Genomic DNA, 18,491 nt, shown 5'->3' with positions numbered 1-18,491 from the left:
GGCGCCTCGGCCCCCCCCCGACGATCAGGCACGGTAAGACGGTCGAGCCGGCCGGGAGGCGCTCCCACCCGCCCTCCAGGGCCGCGCTGCGCCCGGCCGAGCGCCGGTCCTCGCCGGCGCACGTGCCGAGCGGGCGGATCACCACCGCCTCAGCGCAGGGCGCCCTTGGTGGCGTCGGCGATGAAGCCGCGGGCGAAGAAGGCGAACACCAGCAGCAGCGGGATCACCGACAGCAGCACCCCGGACATCACCATGCTGTAGTCGGTGGAGTGGCCGGCGTATAGCTGGGCCAGCGCCACCTGGAGGGTGAGACGGTCGGGGTTGACCAGCATCACCAACGGCAGGATGTAGTCGTTCCAGGCGCCGATGAACGTGTAGATCCCGAGGAACGCCAGGGCCGGGCGGACGCACGGCAGCACCACGTTCCAGTACAGCCGGAAGAACCCGGCGCCCTCGATGCGGGCGGCGTCCAGCAGTTCGTCGGGGACGCTGCTGCTGGTGTACTGGCGCATCCAGAAGATGCCGAAGGCGTTCGCGGCGGCCGGCACGATGAGCGCCTGCAGGGTGCCCAGCCAGCCCAGCTGAGCCATGATCTCGTACTGCGGGATGATCGCCAGCTGGGTCGGCAGGATGTACATCGACAGCAGGACGCCGAAGAGGAACTTCTTGGCCGGGAAGTCGTACTTGGCGAAGGCGAACGCCGCCAGGGAGTCGAAGAACAGCACCAGCGCCGTCGTACAGACCGCGACGATCACCGTGTTGAGCAGCGACCCGAAGAAGTCCATCTTTTCGAACAGGTGCCGCAGGTTGGTCATCAGGTTGCCGCCGAACCACAGTTTCGGCGGGTAGCTGTAGATGTCCTGCGAGGTGTTCGTCGCCATGACGACGATCCAGTAGAACGGGAAGACCGAGATGACCACGCCGAGCATCAGCAGCGCATGGACGCTCAGCCCCCGGACACGCTTGCGGTACAGGCCGTTCATGACCGTGGCTCCTTACGCTGCACCAGGCGCCAGTTGATGAGGACGATGAGCAGGATCAGCAGGAAGAAGGCCCAGACGATCGCGGCGCCGTAGCCGAAGTCGTTGTTGTCGAAGGCCTGGTGGTAGAAGTAGAGCAACGTGGTCAGACCGGCCTGGCCCGGCCCGCCGGAGTTGGGATTGGTCGCCGCCTCGCTGCCGAACAGCACCTGTGGTTCGGTGAAGCTCTGCAGGCCGGTGACCGTGGAGATCACCACGGTGAACAGGATGATGGGCCGCAGCAGCGGGATCGTGATGGAGAAGAAGATCCGCGCCGGGCCGGCGCCGTCCATCCTGGCGGCCTCGTAGAGCTCCGAGGGAATCGCCTGGAGGCCGGCGAGATAGATGATCGCGTTGTAACCGGTCCACTGCCAGGTCATCAGCGCCGCGATCACCAGCTTGATCGTCCACTCGTTGCTCATCCAGGGCACGGCCGACAGGTGCAGGGCCCTCAGGATGGCGTTGATCAGACCGAAGTTGTTGCTGAAGATCGCGCCGAAGAAGATCGCGATGGCCACCAGCGAGGTGACGCTCGGAATGAACAGGGCGACCCGGTACAGGGCCGTGAACCGCCGGGTGGAGTTGACCAGTACCGCCAGCACCAGTGCCATGAAGAGCATCGGCACGGTCGACAGCACCCAGATGATCAGGGTGTTGCGGATGGACAACCAGAACACCGGGTCGTCCCACAGGAAGCGGAACTGCTGGAACCCGACGAAATGCATCGCCCCGATGCCGTCCCACTTCTGGAACGCCAGGTACACGGTGTAGATCACCGGGAAGAGCATGAAGACCGAGAAGAGGATGTAGTAGGGCGAGATCGCCAGGTACTGCGGCCAGAACCGGGCGACGCGCCGCCGCGGCCCGGGCCGGGCCCCGGCCGACACCGGCCGGATCCGGCGGCCGTGCCGGCCCGGGCCGCCTGTGCGGCGGCCCGGAGCCCGCCCGCCGGCGGGACCGGTGCCGGATCCGGAGGACGGTCCGGTGTGGGCCGGGCCGGCTACCGGGCTTGACGTCATGTCACTTCACTCCCTGGCGCTGGGCGATCTGCTTGGCCTGGCTGACCGCGTCCTTCCATGCCTGGTCGGGGTCCTTGCCCTTGGCCTCGATGGTGGTCAGCTCGCTGAAGTAGGGCGCCGAGACCGCCGCGTCGGCCGGGGCCTCGTAGGCGGCGGGGATCTTCTCCGCCGCCGGGCCGAAGATCTCGATGGTCTTCTGACCACCGAAGAAGGGGTCGCCACCGGTGAGCGCGGGCAGTTTGTACGCGGCCGGGGCGGTCGGGAAGAGAGCCGCGTCGGTGAAACCGCGGGCCTCGTTCCCGGGGTTGAGGATCCAGGCGATGATCTTGAATGCCTCTTCGGGGTTGCCGCTGGTCGCGGGGATGGCGAGGAAGGAACCGCCGAGGTTGGACGGCCCGCCGGGGAGGTTCGCCACCCGCCATTTGCCCTTGGTGTGCGGGGCGGCGTTGCTGATGTCCAGGGCGTGCCACGCGGCGCCTATCTCGGTGCCGAGGGTGCCGTTGCTGATGGCCGCGTTCCAGGTGTTGTCGTTGATCTTGGCGTCGATGCCCAGGGTGTAGGGCTTGACCGCGGTGGTCCAGGCGGTGCGGATGTGGTCCTGGTCGCCGATGAACTTGTTGTTCTCGTCGATGAACCTCTTGGTGCCCTGTCCGATCATCATCGTGAACACCGAACTGATGTTGTTGACCAGGAAGGTCTTGGGCAGGGCCTTGTGCAGTTCGACACCGGCCTTGAAGTAGTCCTCCCAGGTGGACAGTTCCGCGGAGACCTTGGCCGGGCTCGTGGGCAGTCCGGCCTTCGCGAACAGGTCCTCGCGGTAGAAGGTGGCGCAGGGGCCGATGTCGATGGGGAAGCCGATGAGCTTGCCGTCCTGCGTGGTGGCCTGCTTCAGCTTCCATGACAGGTAATGCGGCATCAGCTTGTCCGCGCCGACCGTCTTGAGGTCGATGAAGCGGTCCGCGTTGGGCAGGAAGGAGGCGATGTCCTCGCCCTTGATGCCGGTGATGTCCGGGGCGCTCTGAGCGGCTCGCAGACCGGTGAGCAGCTTGGTCTTGAAGTCACCACCGACCACGGCGGTCTTGAGGGTGACGCCGGAGAAGTGCTTCTTGGCGTCCGCGACGACCTTGTCGCTCAGGCCGCCGGACCAGTACCAGAGGGTCAGGTTCTTGCTGTGCTTGCTGCCGCTCGAACCGGATTGGCCACCGCATGCCGCGGTGGCGCCGGCCGTGGCGGCCGTCAGTGCGGCGGCCTGAAGGAATCGTCTGCGGGAAAGGTCCACGATCTTCTCCTAGTTTTCGGCGTGTCCGACAGGACCTGTGGTCGTGGGCTACGAGGGGGATGGGGCAGACCGGATGGCTGAAAAGCATCGGCGTGGTGGGAACTCTTCAGCCACCCGGGGCTTTTGACCTGGTCCTCTCGGACGGTGCCGACGCGTCTTGACGGCGGAATGCACCGTTGATCCGCTTCGACCGGAGTGGGGTCCGGATCTGGCTCCGAATTACGCAAGAGATTGCACCCGGTGCGCAGCTTTGACAAGAGGCAAGCAGGTATCGAGACATTCATGCGCGACTTTGCTTGAGTTTGGCGAGTTCGCGAGTATGGTCAGCGCATGCTCTCTGACCGAAGGCACCAGCTGATCCTGCGCTTCCTGCGTGCGGACGGGCCTACGACGGTGGTCTCCTTGGCCGAAAAGATCGGTGCGAGTCAGGCCACGATCCGGCGAGATCTCGTGCAGCTGGAGGACGAGGGACTGCTCAAGCGGGTCTACGGCGGCGCCGCGCCCCTCGACGGTGAGGACGACCCTTTCGCCGACGTGGCCATGGTCCGGGTCGAGGCGAAGGACGCGCTGGCCGTGTGGTGCGCCGACCTGGTCAGGGACGGCGAGACGATCCTGCTCGACATCGGCACCACAGCCCTCAGGGTGGCCCGCAACCTGCACGGCCGCACGCTGACCGTGATCACCAGCAACCTGGCCGTCTACGAGGAACTCCAGGACGACAAGGGCATCCAGCTGATCCTGCTGGGCGGCGTGGTCAGGCGCGACTACCGCTCGCTGGTCGGCTTCCTCACGGAGGACAACCTGCGGCAGATCCACGCCGACCGGTTGTTCCTCGGCACCAGCGGGGTCCGCCCCGACGGCCAGGTGCTGGACACCACCGCCGTCGAGGTTCCCGTGAAACGGGCGATGATCTCCGCGAGCGCACAGGTGGTCCTGCTGGCGGACGTCGGCAAGTTCCCCGGCACCGGCATGGCCCGGGTGTGCGGCCCGGAGGAGCTGGACATCGTGGTGACCAACGCCCCGGGGGACGAGAAGACGTGTAATCGACTGCGTGAGGCGGGAGTTGAGGTGGTCGAAGTATGAGACTCACGATCCTGGGCGGCGGAGGTTTCCGGGTCCCGCTGGTCTACCGGGCGCTGCTGAGCGACCGCGGTGAAGAACGTGTCACCCACGTGACCCTGTACGACCTGGACGCCTCCCGGCTGACGACCATCCGCAAGGTCCTCACCGACCAGGCGGCCGGGCACCCCGATCCGCCCGCCGTCACCGTCACCACCGATCTGGACGAGGCGGTGACCGGGGCGGACTTCGTGTTCTCCGCCATCCGCGTGGGCGGGCTCGCCGGACGGGCGGCGGACGAACGGATCGCCCTGGAGGAAGGCGTACTGGGCCAGGAGACCGTCGGCGCGGGCGGCATCTCCTACGGGCTGCGCACCATCCCGGTGGCGCTCGGTATCGCCCGTCGCATCGCCGCCCTGGCGCCCGACGCGTGGGTCATCAACTTCACCAATCCCGCCGGCATGGTCACCGAGGCCATGACCGCCCGCCTGGGCGACCGCGTGATCGGGATCTGCGACTCTCCGGTTGGTCTCGGCCGTCGCGTGGCCGGAGCGCTGGGCGTCGACCCGGCGCGCACCCGCCTCGACTACGTGGGCCTGAACCATCTGGGCTGGCTGTGCGGTCTGTACGCCGACGGCCGGGACCTGCTGCCGTCACTGTTCGGGAACGAGGCCGCGCTGACCTCCTTCGAGGAGGGCAAGCTCTTCGGAGCCGATCTGCTGCGCACGCTCGGCGCACTGCCCAACGAGTACCTGCACTACTACTACTTCCACCGCGAGTCGGTCGGCGCCGCGCGGGCCCTGGGACAGACGCGCGGCGCCTTCCTCCACTCCCAGCAGCAGCGTTTCTACGACGCCATGGACACCGTCGGCGTCGACTCGCCCGCTCCCCGCGCCGCCTGGAACGCGTGGGACGCCACCCGCCTGGAGCGCGAATCCACCTACATGGCCGAGAACCGCGACGCCGTCGGCATGGGCGAACGGGACTCCTGCGATCTGGAGTCCGGCGGGTACGAGCAGGTGGCGCTCGCCCTCATGCGGGCCATCGCGCTGGACGAGCGCACCACGCTGGTCCTCAACGTCCGCAACCGCGGCCGGATCCCCGTCCTCGACGACGACGCCGTCGTCGAGGTCCCCTGCCACGTGGACGCCAACGGTGCCCGGCCCATCGCCGGAGCCCCGTTGCCCGACCACGGCCAGGGCCTGGTGCACGCGGTCAAGGCCGTCGAACGGGCGGTGATCCAGGCCGCCACCACCGCCGACCGCGCCCACGCGGTCAAGGCACTGACCATCCACCCGCTGATCGACTCGTACATCGTCGCGAAGCGTCTCCTCGACGCCTACCAGCGGCACTTCCCCGAACTCGGTTACCTGGGCTGGTGACGACTCTCAGCGGCAGTCGAGCAGGCCCGCGTGGCGCTTGGCGTCGAGTATCCGGCGCACGCTGTCGTCGACCTTGGCCCGAAACGTCGCGTCCTGCCGCATCCGGGTCTGGATGGCCTGTGCCATCGCCGGTACGGTGCTCGGCTGCACCGTGAGGACCATGTCTCCGCCTGCCGCGACGAAGTTCACGGCCCGCTGGGCGGGGCTGAAGGAGCGTACCGCGACCGCGTTCCCGAGGTCGTCCGAGATGACCACTCCCTTGAAGCCGAACCGGCCGCGCAGCAGGTGTTCGATGACCGTCGGTGAGAAGGCCGCCAGATGGCTGGGATCGATCCTGGTGTAGGTGGCCGACGAGACCATCACGAAAGGTGCTCCTGCCCGGATCCCGGCCCGGAACGGCGTGAGGCTGGAGCTGTCGGCGGTCGTCACCGAGTCCACGACGTTCGCGGTGGTGTCGGTGTTGCCGATCACCTGGCCCAGCCCGGGAAAGTGCTTGAGCGTGGTCATCACGCCCGACTGTGCGAAACCGGCGGCGAAGGCCCCGGTGTGGGAGGTGACGGTGTCCGCGGTATGGCCGTACTCGCGCTGGAAGGAACCGATGGGGATGTTGCGGGTGCCCAGAGCGGCCGGGACCACGTCGGCGACCGGTGCCAGGTTCAGGTCGACCCCGGCGGCCTTGAGCTGCTCGGCCCATCCCGCGACCTGGGTACGCAGCGTCGCGGTCGGCCAGCTGCCCTGGGTCAGGCCGCTGGGCATGGCCGAGAAGCCGGGGCCGTGGAGCACCTGCACCCGGCCGCCCTCCTGGTCGGTCGCGACCAGGAGGCCGACCCGCCGGCCCGCGACCTGGTCCGCTTGGCCCCGGAAGCCGTCGACGAGCCTTCTGGTAGCCGTCGTACCGGCGGTGCTGCGGCCGGTCAGCATGACGGACCCCACATGGTTGTCGCGCAGAGTGCGCAGCTGGGCCTGGGACGGCTGGGCCGCGGAGATGCCCCCCATGAGGAGCTGTCCGGCTCGTTGAGCGGCGGTCATGCCGGACAGGTACCGATCGGTGCAGGTGGCGGCCGGTGTCGACGGGACGGTGCTCGCGGGGGCCGGGGCGGCGTCGCCGCTGGTGCGGCTCGGCAGCGCACTGGCGGAGCCCGGGTCCCGTGTGCCATGGCTGGCAGAGGGGGATCGGGGGGACTGGGCTGTTCCCCCGGGCGCGGCTGACGCACCGCAGCCTGTGACGGCGAGCGCCAGCGTGATCAGCGGGACCCCGGTGCGCAGGGCTGTGCGGCGGCTCCTGGGCTGCTGCCGGACACGTATCGTCATGCTTTCTCTCCCGGCGTGGACGAGCCGGGCTGCCGCGTGCTGCGCAGCCGCTTCTGTCATGGCGAGCCCGGCTTGCTGCATCCCCCACACCGTACGTTATTGGGCATTTGTTCGCCCCCGGAGGGCGTGCGCGGCGGACCGGTGCGGCGGCAGACAACCGCACCGAACCGCCGACCGGGCTCTGAGAACAGTCGCTACTTCGGCGCCTGGAAGCCGCCGATCTTCTGCTCGAGCAGCTCGGCCAGACGCAGCGGGGTGCGGTCCTCGAACATCGGGCCGATGAGCTGCACCCCCACCGGCAGACCCTCCGGGGACCGGCCCGCCGGTACGGCGGTGGCGGGCAGGCCGGGCATGGTGGGCAGACCGGCCCAGACGAGCTGGTCGAGGTACGGGTACTCGACGCCGTCGATGTCGATCCGGCGTTTCATCAGGTCGGGGTTGTGATCGTGCGGGAACGCCGGAGTGGGCGTGATGGGGCACACCACGGCGTCGAACTCGGCGAAGAACCGCCGCCAGCCGTGGCGGTGGCGCTCGCGACGGTCGTTCGCCTCGATCCAGTCACGGTGACTGAACACCATGCCGCGCAGCCGCGCCGCATCGAGGCTCTGGTCGTCCGCGCTCAGTGCGGCGGCGTGGGCCCGCAGCTGCTCGTACACCTCGACGGGCAGACGCGCACTGGTGCTCGAGAACAACAGGTGCGCGTAGACCATCGCGGCCTCGGTCAGATCGGGCAGCAGTGGACTGTGCCGCTCGACGCGGGCGCCGTCGTCGGCAAGCGCGTCGGCCACCCGGTTCACGCCCGCCCGCACCGCGGCCCCGGTCGGAATGAGCGGATGGTCGTCGAGGACCAGCACCCGGAAGTCGCCGAGCCGCTCATGGCGCGCGGTCGGCAGCTTCAGGTCGTACGCCACGCCGTGCGTCAGCGGGTCCGGGCCGGCCATCACGTCGAGCAGGAGCGCGAGGTCGCGGGCACTGCGCGCCATCGGGCCGACTACGGCGAGGTCGGCCTCGGCCGGGAACGCCGGCGCGGCCGGCGGGACCATGCCGCGGTTCGCCGCCAGCCCGAGTGTCGGCTTGTGTGCGTAGACACCGCAGAAGTGTGCGGGGGTGCGCAGCGAACCGGCGAGGTCGGAGCCGATGGACAGCGCGCCGAACCCGGACGCCAGGGCCGCGGCCGAGCCGCCGGAGGATCCGCCGGACGTACGACGGTGGTCCCACGGGTTGTTGGTGGTGCCGTAGATCTCGTTGAAGCTCTGGATGTCCTGCAGCCCCAGGGGCACGTTCGTCTTGCCGAGCACCACCGCGCCCGCGGCCTTGAGCCGCGACACCTGCACCGCGTCCTCGGCCGGCATGTGGTTCCGGTGCGGCGGCATGCCCCAGGTCGTGGGCAGCCCGGCGATGTCGTAGGACTCCTTGACCGTCACCGGTATGCCGAGCAGCGGCAGGTCCTCACCCCGGGCGCGTGCCTGGTCGGCATCGCGCGCGGCGGCCCGTGCGCGGTCGAAGTCCGGCACACAGATGGCGTTGATCGCCTTGTCGTCCCGCTCGATACGGGCGATCGCCTCGTCGGTCAGTTGCTCGGAGGTCACTTCACCAGCGCGTAAGGCGGCCGCGAGTTCTTCGGCCGTCTGAAGACTCCATTCCATGCGCCAGACCGTAGCGGCCTCCGGTTCGGGTCATGAAATGCCCTCTGGCGCAAGAGAGTTGACGTCCCGATACCGCCGCCCCCGCTGACGGTGAGCCAACTGAGGCCTACCGAAAAGCTCTGGGGGTTCCTGCCTCGACGATGTGTGCCGTGTCACGCCTTTCCACTAATGCCTTAGTTGTCCACATCACAGCGGAAATGTCCATTTATCGTCCATGCTCGACACGGATGCCGACTCCCGAAGTGGAGCCTATCCGCAACACCTTGGGCACGAAGTTCCGAAGTGACCCATGACACAGCATTCGCGACATTCCTCAACGTTCCCCCGGAAAGGTGCCTCATCATGGCCGCTTACCTCTGTCCTCCTGCCGTGATACACGGCGAGCACGCCGTGCAGACCAGTCAGATCGTGGCGGAGGTGCGCGATCGGCATCCCCATGCGGCGTGGGCGCCGCGGATCGACGGCATCGCGGCGAGCACGGGAATCGAGACCCGCGGGTGGATGCTGCCGCTGGAGGACGCCGTCGCGCCCGGCAACGGCGGCGGCCTGCGGGCCGTCGGCATCGCATCGGCCCAAGAAGCGCTGGCACGCGAAGGGTTCACCCAGCAGGACGTGGACCGCGCGATCGCCGCACTCGAGGCGATACCCGCGCCGCAGACCGTTCAGGAACGGACCGCGCCCGCCTGGGAGGCGGTGCAGGCCTACGGGGAGCGTGCGGCGCGCGGGGCCCTGCAGATCGCCGGGCTGGACGCCGCGGACGTCGACTGCCTGATCACCAGTCACTCCACCACGCCCGCACTGCCGGGTCTGGACATCGCCCTCACCAACAGGCTTCCGCTCCGCGACGACGTGATGCTGCTGCCGGCCACGCAGTGGGCCTGTATCGCGGGGACCCGCTCCCTGGCGCTGGCGGCGGATCTCGTGGCCGCGGACCCCGACCGTGTGGTCCTCGTCGTGATCGCGGAGGCGCTGAGCACGACCTACCAGCCCGCGGACGACACTCTGGAGTCCCTGATCGTCCGGTTGCTGTTCGCGGACACCGCGGTCGCCGTGGTGGTCACGGGCCGCCCCAGGCGCGAGTCGACGCTGCGGCTGGACGCCGCCTGGCACCACACCCTGCCCGGCACCCAGGACCTGCACCGCCTGGACACGCGGGCGGACGGCACCCACTTCGTGATGGACCGGCGCGGGCCGCGCGCCGTGCAGGAGACGGTCACCGCGATGTGGGAGTGGCTGCGCGTCCGCTACCAGGACGAGCCGGACTCCTGGCATCCCGACGTGCTGCTCGCGCATCCCGGCGGGACCCGGGTGCTGGAGTACATGGAGCAGACGATGCCCGACGCGTGGCCGTCCGGGCTGCTGGATCACAGCCGGGACAGCTACACCAGCGGCAACCGCGGAGGCGCCGCAGTGTTCGACATCATGCGGCGGGCGTACGACGCCGGGCAGAAGCCGGGCGATCGCGCCGTCCTGTACGCGGCGGCACCGGGCCTCACCGCCACCGCCCTGGAAGGGGAGTGGCTGTAGTGCGCCCACCGACGCGCACGCCGCCCCCACCGTCGCCCTGTTCGCACGTCACTGGCCGAGCCCCCGCCCCACGGGTTCGTCACCTCGCGACCTCCGCCCACACCACCTTGCCACCGTCCGTCCACCGGACCCCCCACCGGGTGGTGAGTCTGTGCACGATGTGCAGGCCACGACCGCCGTCGTCGAGGAGAGCGCCCCGGCTCAGCCGTGGCCTGCCGTTGCCGGTGTCGCCCACCTCGCACAGCAGGCCGTGACCGGCCCTGATCAGCCGTACCGTGACGGGGCCGGTGGCGAAGCGCACCGCGTTCGTGACCAGCTCGCTGACCAGGAGCAGCACGGTGTCCCGGGTGTCGTCCCTGGTTCGCCACTTCCGCAGCAGCGCGGAGACCTGCGAGCGGGCACGGGCTGGAGCGTCGTCGCGGGCGGGCAGCCGCCAGGTCGCGGTGTCCCCCTTGCGGTAGCCGATCGTTCGCGCCAGCAGCAAGGTCACATCGTCGCGCCGGCACACGGGTGCCAGCGCGGAGACGACATGCCGGGCGGCCTGCTGCAGGGAGTCCCAGGGGTGCACCCTGGAGACGGCGTCCGCCAGCCTGGCGATGCCCTCGTCGATCGATTCGACCGGATCCTCCACCAGGCCGTCGGTGTAGAGGGCGAGCAGGGAGCCCGGGGGTGCGTCGAACGTGTGCACGTCGAACGGCTCTCGCAGCGCGAACTCGGCGCCGAGGCCGGGGTGAGGGCGGACCGCGAGTGGACGCGCGTGCCCGTCCGGGGAGACCAGGACCGGCGGGAGGTGGCCGGCGCTCGACAGCGCGACCTGGTGGCTGACCGGGTCGTAGAGGGCGATGCAGCAGGTCGACCCGAGGGCGCTGTAACCGGCCGCCAGCCCGGACTCCGCGTCGTCCAGCAGCGTCACGGTCTTGTCCAGGTGCTCCAGTACCTCGTCCGGCGCGAGCCCAGCGGACAGCAGCGCACGGGCCTCCATGCTCAGCTGGCCCATGGTGGCCGCGGCTCCCAGGCCGTGACCGACGACGTCGCCGACCACCAGTGCGGTACGGCCGTCCGGCAGCGGAAAGCTGTTCACCCAGTCGCCGCCGACGCCCGCGCTGTCGGGCGTGGCGGGCTGGTAGACGCTGGCGATCTCGACGGTGTCGCCGCCGGTCCGGGGCAGCAGCCGGCGCTGCAGCGCCAGCACCTGGGTGTGCTCGCGCTGGTGCTGACGGGCGAGGTCGACGTGATGGGCGGTCCTGGCGACCAGTTCCTGAAGGTCGAAGAGCTCGCTGTCGCGGAAGGGGCAGTCCGCCCGCCGCCAGACCTCCGCCACGCCCAGCACGACGGGCGGCGCGTGGTCCAGGACCAGCGGTATGCACGCCACACCCGCCGACCGGTCGCCGGGCACCAGGGCTCGCATCACTCGCGGACTGCCGAGCACCCGCTCGACCGTCTCCCGGTCGGGTATGACGATGGCCTGCGGTGCGTCGTCCCGCCGTACCGCCTGCGCCAGCAGGCGACTCGCGTCGCTGGGGAGGTCGTCGCCCGGGGTCACGTAGCCCTCGGGCCACGCCCGGTCCGGCACCAGGGCCGCCCGCCGCAGCCGGATACGCCCCTGCCCCTGACCGGTGACCCCCTCGCCCGTCCACACGGCGAAGTCGAGGTCGACGGCGGCCACGTCCCCCCAGGCCAGCAGGGACTGCGCCAGTGACTGCGCGGTCTCGCCGATGTCCAGCGAGGTGCCGATCGCGGTCTCGGCGGCGTACAGGTGCAGCCTCCTGGCCATGGCGATCAAGGAGACGGTCAGGCCCTCCTGGGGCGCCGCGGCGGGCAGGATGCTCAGCGAGACCACCAGTTCCGACCCGTCGCCACGCCGCAGGCGCTGGATCCGGGCGACGTGTGCCTCACCGGTCTCCAGCACCTGCCGCAGCCGTCGGGTGACCGTCGGTACGTCCCTGGGGGGCAGGAGATCGACGAAGGAACTCCCGGCCACGGCGTGCAACCCCGCGAACACGGGGGCGTCCAGATTGCAGCGGGTGATGATCAGGTCCCGGTCCAGGTTGACCGCGCCTAGAATCTGATCCTGCTGACCGGCCGCCGGGTCGCCGGTTACGGGACGGCGGCCGGCACGGTCGCCCTGCGCCTCGGCGGGTCCGGCGGCCGCGGCCGCTCCGCCGCGCGGGATGTAGCGCCCCAGAGCGCTGCTGACCAGGCCGAACGCCGAGGAGGACGAGGGAGAGGGTGTGGAGTCCATGCGGCTCTCTCAGCAATCCCCGGCACAGCGCCGGGGCCGTACTCGAAAACCATGCGCCGGGGCCCCGAGCCCCCTGACCGCACACCTCATTGAATAACACCGGGGGTCGCTTCGCCCACACCAGCGGATCGCGCGGTGGCCGCGGACAGTGAGGGAACGCCGCGGCCGGGCCGCACGTGGGCGATCTTGTCAACGCTCGGTGCAACCGGAGGAGCACAACCGGTCACGGGGCTGCCCGTCCAAGAGAAACCCTGCCACCGCATCGCGGACAGAGTGGAGGTCACCGAGTGGAAATCACCGCGGGCCTCGTCGTCCCGGATGTCGAAAGGGTCATGCTGCTGACCAGCGTCGTCGAGTCCGCCGAGCGCGGCTCACGATGACCGACGGCCGCGTCCCGGAGGGACACCTGTCCGGGGCCTCCCAAGTCCGTCACCAAGTGGACGCCAAGACCGCTGAGGAAGGTGGGACGCGTCTTACCCGTCCCTCATGTTGGAGCAAACAGGCGTGTCCCGCAGTACGGCTTTTCCCTCCCCGTCCGACCAACAGCCCTACACGCACGAGATGGTGGTCGTCCACCGGGTCTTCCGACGCGAGGCGGCGCTCGCGCCCCGCCTGGTGCGGGCGGTACCGGACGGCGACACGGCACGCGCGGCGCGGATCGCCGCCCACCTGGACGACTACGTGAGGGGACTGCACCATCACCACTCCCTCGAGGACGAGTTGGTCTGGCCCCTCCTGCACGCCCGGGGCGCAGGCGGTGAGTTGGTCGACCGGATGGAACGACAGCACCAGGGCATCGACCGGACGCTGGCGATCGTCGCCGAGTGGCTGCCCGCGTGGCAGCGGGAGGCGAACCACATCGCCCGGGAGGAACTGGCCCTGGCGCTGCTCGAGCACCACAGGGTGCTGCTGGACCACCTCGACGACGAGGAGCGGCTGGTGCTGCCCCTGGTCGCCGAGCATCTGACCGTCGCCGAGTGGGAACTGGTGGGCCGACGCGGGCTGGAGCAACTGCCCAAGAACAAGGTGATGCTGGCCCTCGGTGCGATCCTCGAGGAGGCGACGCCGCAGGAACGCACGTACTTCCTCGGCAAGGCCCCGTTCGCCGGCCGCCTGCTGTGGAAGATCGTCGGTCGACGGCAGTACACCGCCTCGTGCCGTGCCCTGCGCGGCGTGCTGCACGAGGAGGCGGGCCGGTGACGTCACTCGATGCCGCCCCCCTCGACGTCCTGGACGCCTACCGGACCTGCGAGTTCGTCACGCTCGGCCGGAACGGCGCACCGGTGGTCTGGCCCGCCGCGGTCCGGCGCCGGGCCGACGGGACTCTCCTGCTCACCACGTCGCTGGCGTTCGCACAGAAGGCGCTGAACGTGCGCCGGGACGGGCGCGTGGCCCTGCTCTACTCCGACCCCACCGGCAGCGGCCTCCAGCATGCCCCGCAGATCTTCGTCGGTGGGCGGGCCGTATGCCCGGACGACATCATGACGGGGCCCGAAGGCGCGGAGGACTACTGGCGGATGCTCTTCGAGCGGCAGCCGCACAGCCGGTCCTACCTCGCCCCCGGCGTGCGACGCCTGATGGAGTGGTACTACCTGCGCCTCCTCATCACCGTCACTCCCGAACAGGTCGTGGTCCGCCCTCCGCTGGCCTCCCTGCCCCCCTCGCAGCCCGCCGTCGGGAAGGGACCCGTCGGGTCACTCCCCGGTTCCGCACAACTCGCCCGCCACCCGAGTGCCGTACTGGCCGCGTGCGACGAGACGGGAGCACCCGCCCTCGCCCGGACCCGGCCGGTGGCGACGGACGCGGGGTTCGCGGTGACACTGCCCTCCGACTGCGCCGTGACGGCAGGACCCGCGTCCCTCCTGGTACACCGGCACGACGAGCGGCTCAACCACCTGCGGAACACACTCGTCCGCGGAGAACTGCGACAGACCGGTCACGGCTGGCTGCTGGTGCCCGGCACGGTGGTGGAGCCGATGGGCTCCGGGCGCCCGAGCGACGCGCTGCGAGTGCTGCGCCGGACGAAGCGGGCCACCGCACGTTATCTGGAACGGCGGGGCCTGCCCCGGCCCCGCGTGCGGTGGGAGGCGTTTCGCGCGCTGGTTGAAGGAAAAGGACACACGTGTACGCGATGATCATCGTGATCGTCCTGGTCCTCGTGGTGGCCGGTGTGACCGGAGCACGGGCCACCGGCCGCCGGCCGCAGCCGGACACCGGCACAGACCGGATCCAGCGGGTGATGCGCTCACCCCACCACTGACGCAAGACCAGGACCCGGCAGTCGACTCGGCTCCGAACCCGCCGCGGCTCGCGTTTATTGTCTGTTGACAGGACGGAACCACGGCTCGGGTAGATTTCCGCGGCGTGGTGCGTATTCGAGTCCTGGGTTCGCTGAGCGCCGAGGCCGGAGGCGAACCGGTCGATCTGGGCACGCCTCGGCAGCGAGCCGTGCTGGCCCTTCTGACGGCGGCCCGTGGCGGTGTCGTGCCGGTGGAACGGATCGCCGACGCGCTGTGGCACGGGGAACCGCCCGCCAAGGCCATGGTCTCCCTGCACAGCTACATCTCGAACCTGCGCCGCTCGCTCGAGCCGGGGCGGCCGCCCCGCACCCCGGCGACCGTCCTGGTCACCACGCCGCCCGGCTACACCCTGCGGCTGTCCCGGGATGCCGTGGACGCCTGGCGTTTCGAGGCGTCGGTGCGCCGGGCCCGCCGTGCCCCGGCGGAGGAGGCTCGCGCGCTGCTCACCGAGGCCCTTGGGTGGTGGCAGGGGCCCGCCTTCGCGGAGCACGCGGACGAGACCTGGGCCGCCTCGGAGGTGGCCCGCCTGACCGAACTGCGTTCCGAGGCGGGCGAACTGGCAGTGGCGGCCGCTCTGCGCACCGGACGCGCGGCCGAGGCTGTCCCCGCGGCCGAAGTCCTCGTCGGCCAGAACCACTTGCGCGAGGAGGGCTGGCGGCTCCTCGCCCTCGCCCACTGGGCCTGCGGCCGTCAGGCCGACGCCCTCGCCACCCTGCGCCGCGCGACGCGGACGCTCCGCGAGGAACTGGGCTGCGACCCGGGCCCTGCGCTGGCGCAACTGGAACGGGCGGTGCTCACCCAGGACTCGGAGGTACTGCACACGGCCGCCCCGATGCACGCCGGATCGGCCGTGCAGGCCCCCGCGCCGGTTGTCCCGACTCCGGCGCCAATCGCCCTTCCGGTTCCTGTGGTGCCCGTTCCGTCGGCTGGGGATGAGGAGGACGCCGGACTGCCCGCCGTCGGACCGGGGACGGGCGTTCCCCCCACACGTCTCGCGGGCAGCGAGGCCCGTGGCTCAAACGCCCTCTTCGTCGGCCGTGGCGGCGAACTGCGTGCCCTGGAAGCCGCCGCGCGGGAGGCCCGCCGCGGGGGAGGGGCGGTGCTGGTCAGCGGGGAGGCCGGGGCGGGGAAGTCGGCGTTGCTGGAGCGGTTCGTCGGCTTGCTGCGGGCCGACGGATGGACCGTGGTCGTCGGGCGGTGCCCCGAGTACGAGGGCGCGCCGCCCGCCTGGGCGTGGGTGGAGGCACTCGGCGCACTCGCCCGGGACCTGCCCCCGGCCCGGCCCGGCGAACTCGACGTGCTGCTGCGTGAGACCGCGAGCACGGCCGCCACGACCCGCGACGAGGCGGCCACCGGACGCTTCCGTATGCACCGCGCGTTCGCCGCTTGGCTACGGACCGCCGCATCCGCCGCCCCGCTCGCCGTCGTCCTGGAGGACCTGCACCGCGCCGACGGCGAGACCCTCGCCCTGCTCGAAGCGGCGGCCGCGGTCACCGGCGTCCCCCTGCTCACCGTCGCCAGCTACCGCCCGGCCGAGGTGGGTGAGCACCTGGTCAAGACCCTTGCCCAGCTCGCCCCCGGCGTCCCGCATCGCGTCGCGCTGCGCGGGCTGGCGCCCGAGGATGTCGCCACCGTGGTCGACGCCGTCTGCGGACAACCCGTTGATGCGACGACCGTGGCGGCCCTCGCCGAGCGCACCGGCGGCAACCCCTTCTACGTCCTGGAGAGCGCCCGGCTGCTCACCAGCGAGGGCGCCCTGGTCGCCGTGTCCGAGGTACCGCTGGGGGTCCGGGACGTGCTGCGCAGGCGGCTGGCGCTGCTGCCCGCCGGCGCCCGGGCCGCCGTACGACTCGCGGCCGCCGTGGGCCTCGAGGCCGAGGTGGCGCTGCTGGTCGACGCTGCCGATGCCGACGAGGACGACGTGGTGGAGGGGCTCGACGCCGCCCTGGCCGCCGACCTGCTCACCGAACCGGGCCCCGGACGGGTGCGGTTCGTGCACGCGTTGGTCCGCGACACCGTCTACACCGACCTGTCGGGTGTCCGGCGTGCTCGGCTGCACGGCCGTATCGCCCGTGTGCTGCGTCGTCACCGCCCCGACGACCTCGCCGCCCTTGCCCACCACTTCGGCCGCTCCGGCAGCCCTGCGGACGCGTCCCTTGCCGTCGACTACGCGCTGCGGGCGGCCGAGGTCGCCGAGCGGCGCTACGCCCACGACATCGCCGTAGGCCTGATCCAGCAGGCGATCGACGTGCACACGAGGGCCGTACCCGACCCGTACCTGCAGCCGGAGGACGCGGTCGGGCTGCTGGTACGGCTGCTCGGGGCGCAGATCCGGGCCGGCTCCACGGACGCGGCGCGTGGCACCCGGCAGCGGGCCGTCGAACTGGCCGAGCAGTCCGGCCGGGGCGACCTGGTGGCAGCGGTCTACGCCGCCTGGACCGAGCCCTCGCCCTGGCGGAGTCGACTGGAGGGTCTCTACGACCGTGCCGCGCTGGCCCGGCTGGAGGGGCTGGCGGCCGATCCCGGCCTGGACTCCCCCACCCGCGCCCGGGTACTCCAAGTCCTGGTCGACGCGGTGGCCGCCGAGGACGCCCCCCGCGCTCTCGACGCGGCCCGCACCCAGCTGGCGCTCGCCCGCACGGGCGGCGAACCGCGTCTGCTGGCCGCCGCGCTGATGACCTCCGCCAGGCTGCTGCCGCACGAAGGACAGGGCAGCGCGCGTCCGCCGCTGGTCGCCGAGCTGCGTGAGCTGGCCCAGGCCCACGACCTGCCCGCCTACCGCTGGATCTGCGAGCACCTCGACGGTATGACCGCCGCCACCCGCAACGACCCCGAGGCGGTCCGCCGCCATACCGCCGACGGGCTGGTCCTCGCCCGCCGCTACGGGATGCTCTGGGCTCAGGGCCTGGACGCCGCCACCTCGGCCATGCTGGCCGCCGTCGCCGGCCGCCACTATGCCGCCGAGGCCGGATACGCCGAGGCCGACGACCTGCTCCAGCGGGTCGGAGCGCACCACGCCACGGGCCTGCGCACTCTCGGGCTGATCGCCGTACGGCTCGCCCAGGGACGTATCGACGAGGTCGAGCAGATCATTCGCCCGGTGTACGAATCCACGGGGCCGTCCGTGGGCGTCCTGCTCGCGTTCGCGCTGGCCCACCTCGGCAGGTGCGACGAGGCGCGCGCGGTGGCCTTCCCGCCGGAACCGGTGACCGACCACCTCTACGGCATAGAACTCGACGTGCGCTCCCGCCTCGCCATCCTGCAGGACGACCGCGCCACCGCGACCGCGCTGGTAGGGCATCTGCTGCCGTTCCGTGACCAACTCGCGGGCGCCGCCGGGATGGCCTACGCGACCCGTCCGCTCGCCCACGTCCTCGGCGACCTGTACCGGTTCCTGGGCGAGGACCGGGCCGCCGCCGAGCACTACGCCCTCGCCGCCCGCACCGCGCAGGCGTGGCGCTCGCCCCATCTCACCGCCGACGCCCACCGGGCCGCCGCCGAGCTGTCGGCGGACCGGGCACGGCGACGCGTCATCGTGACCTGACGTGGCGCAGGGCGCCTGGACGGCAGTCCTTGCCTGGGGCGGCGCCCGGCGCACGCTGGTCGTACGGCTGGGCAGGACGGCCCCAACGGTCCCCGCCCCGCTGCGAGTGCGACGGAAACCCGCTTCACACCAGGCCCGGCACTGCGTGACCTCGTAGGCAACA

General features: G+C 71.0%; 13 protein-coding genes. 7 read left to right on the top strand and 6 right to left on the bottom strand.

Annotation, left to right across the window (positions count from 1 at the left end):
• Positions 1-149 precede the first annotated feature (149 nt).
• Genes ACFY0F_RS07960 through ACFY0F_RS07950 form a run of 3 tightly spaced genes read right to left on the bottom strand, consistent with a single transcriptional unit; the run spans position 150 to position 3,317 of the window.
• Entirely contained in the window at positions 150-983 is an 834-nt protein-coding gene (locus ACFY0F_RS07960) for a carbohydrate ABC transporter permease (protein WP_388790582.1), read from the bottom strand.
• A complete protein-coding gene (locus tag ACFY0F_RS07955) occupies positions 980-2,038 on the bottom strand; it encodes a carbohydrate ABC transporter permease (RefSeq protein WP_388790580.1) in 1,059 nt (352 codons plus the stop codon). Before ACFY0F_RS07955 ends, ACFY0F_RS07960 begins: the two co-directional genes overlap by 4 nt.
• A gap of 1 nt (position 2,039) precedes the next feature.
• Positions 2,040-3,317 carry an extracellular solute-binding protein gene (locus tag ACFY0F_RS07950; protein WP_388790578.1) on the bottom strand — a complete coding sequence of 426 codons (1,278 nt, stop codon included), beginning with the start codon at positions 3,315-3,317 and terminating at the stop codon, positions 2,040-2,042.
• A 330-nt stretch (positions 3,318-3,647) separates the two neighbouring features.
• On the opposite strand from ACFY0F_RS07950, the gene ACFY0F_RS07945 reads away from it, so the two are divergent.
• Positions 3,648-4,400 carry a DeoR/GlpR family DNA-binding transcription regulator gene (locus ACFY0F_RS07945; protein WP_388790574.1) on the top strand — a complete coding sequence of 251 codons (753 nt, stop codon included), beginning with the start codon at positions 3,648-3,650 and terminating at the stop codon, positions 4,398-4,400.
• On the top strand, positions 4,397-5,758 hold the full coding sequence (locus ACFY0F_RS07940; RefSeq protein WP_388790571.1) for a 6-phospho-beta-glucosidase: 1,362 nt from the start codon (positions 4,397-4,399) through the stop codon (positions 5,756-5,758). The genes ACFY0F_RS07945 and ACFY0F_RS07940 overlap by 4 nt, the downstream gene beginning before the upstream one ends.
• A gap of 6 nt (positions 5,759-5,764) precedes the next feature.
• Here ACFY0F_RS07940 and ACFY0F_RS07935 read toward each other — a convergent pair whose 3' ends face one another.
• Both ACFY0F_RS07935 and ACFY0F_RS07930 read right to left on the bottom strand, forming a co-directional pair.
• Positions 5,765-6,787 carry a glycoside hydrolase family 3 N-terminal domain-containing protein gene (locus ACFY0F_RS07935; protein ID WP_388790568.1) on the bottom strand — a complete coding sequence of 341 codons (1,023 nt, stop codon included), beginning with the start codon at positions 6,785-6,787 and terminating at the stop codon, positions 5,765-5,767.
• Positions 6,788-7,263: 476 nt separating this feature from the next.
• Positions 7,264-8,715, bottom strand: a complete 1,452-nt coding sequence (locus ACFY0F_RS07930; protein WP_388790565.1) for an amidase — start codon at positions 8,713-8,715, stop codon at positions 7,264-7,266.
• Positions 8,716-9,057: 342 nt separating this feature from the next.
• Between ACFY0F_RS07930 and ACFY0F_RS07925 the strand changes: the two genes are divergently transcribed.
• Positions 9,058-10,242 carry a type III polyketide synthase gene (locus ACFY0F_RS07925; RefSeq protein ID WP_388790562.1) on the top strand — a complete coding sequence of 395 codons (1,185 nt, stop codon included), beginning with the start codon at positions 9,058-9,060 and terminating at the stop codon, positions 10,240-10,242.
• A gap of 79 nt (positions 10,243-10,321) precedes the next feature.
• On the opposite strand, the gene ACFY0F_RS07920 is transcribed toward ACFY0F_RS07925, so the two are convergent.
• The gene (locus tag ACFY0F_RS07920; protein WP_388790560.1) at positions 10,322-12,484 is read right to left on the bottom strand and encodes a SpoIIE family protein phosphatase; all 2,163 of its coding nucleotides are present in this window, start codon (positions 12,482-12,484) and stop codon (positions 10,322-10,324) included.
• Between the two features lie 504 nt (positions 12,485-12,988).
• Here ACFY0F_RS07920 and ACFY0F_RS07915 point away from each other — a divergent pair.
• The 4 genes from ACFY0F_RS07915 (at position 12,989) to ACFY0F_RS07900 (ending at position 18,328) form a co-directional block, all read left to right on the top strand.
• On the top strand, positions 12,989-13,684 hold the full coding sequence (locus tag ACFY0F_RS07915) for a hemerythrin domain-containing protein (RefSeq protein ID WP_388790557.1): 696 nt from the start codon (positions 12,989-12,991) through the stop codon (positions 13,682-13,684).
• A complete protein-coding gene (locus ACFY0F_RS07910) occupies positions 13,681-14,619 on the top strand; it encodes a pyridoxamine 5'-phosphate oxidase (protein WP_388790554.1) in 939 nt (312 codons plus the stop codon). The genes ACFY0F_RS07915 and ACFY0F_RS07910 overlap by 4 nt, the downstream gene beginning before the upstream one ends.
• Complete coding sequence (locus ACFY0F_RS07905; RefSeq protein WP_388790551.1) at positions 14,607-14,744, top strand: hypothetical protein; 138 nt, start codon at positions 14,607-14,609, stop codon at positions 14,742-14,744. The genes ACFY0F_RS07910 and ACFY0F_RS07905 overlap by 13 nt, the downstream gene beginning before the upstream one ends.
• Positions 14,745-14,848: 104 nt before the next feature.
• Positions 14,849-18,328 (top strand): BTAD domain-containing putative transcriptional regulator, encoded by a 3,480-nt coding sequence (locus tag ACFY0F_RS07900; protein ID WP_388790549.1) that lies wholly within the window; start codon positions 14,849-14,851, stop codon positions 18,326-18,328.
• The last annotated feature ends 163 nt before the right edge of the window (positions 18,329-18,491 follow it).

It is taken from the genome of Streptomyces sp. NPDC001544, from assembly GCF_042894285.1.
Taxonomy (GTDB): domain Bacteria; phylum Actinomycetota; class Actinomycetes; order Streptomycetales; family Streptomycetaceae; genus Streptomyces.
This window is presented reverse-complemented; position numbering and strand designations above follow the sequence as displayed.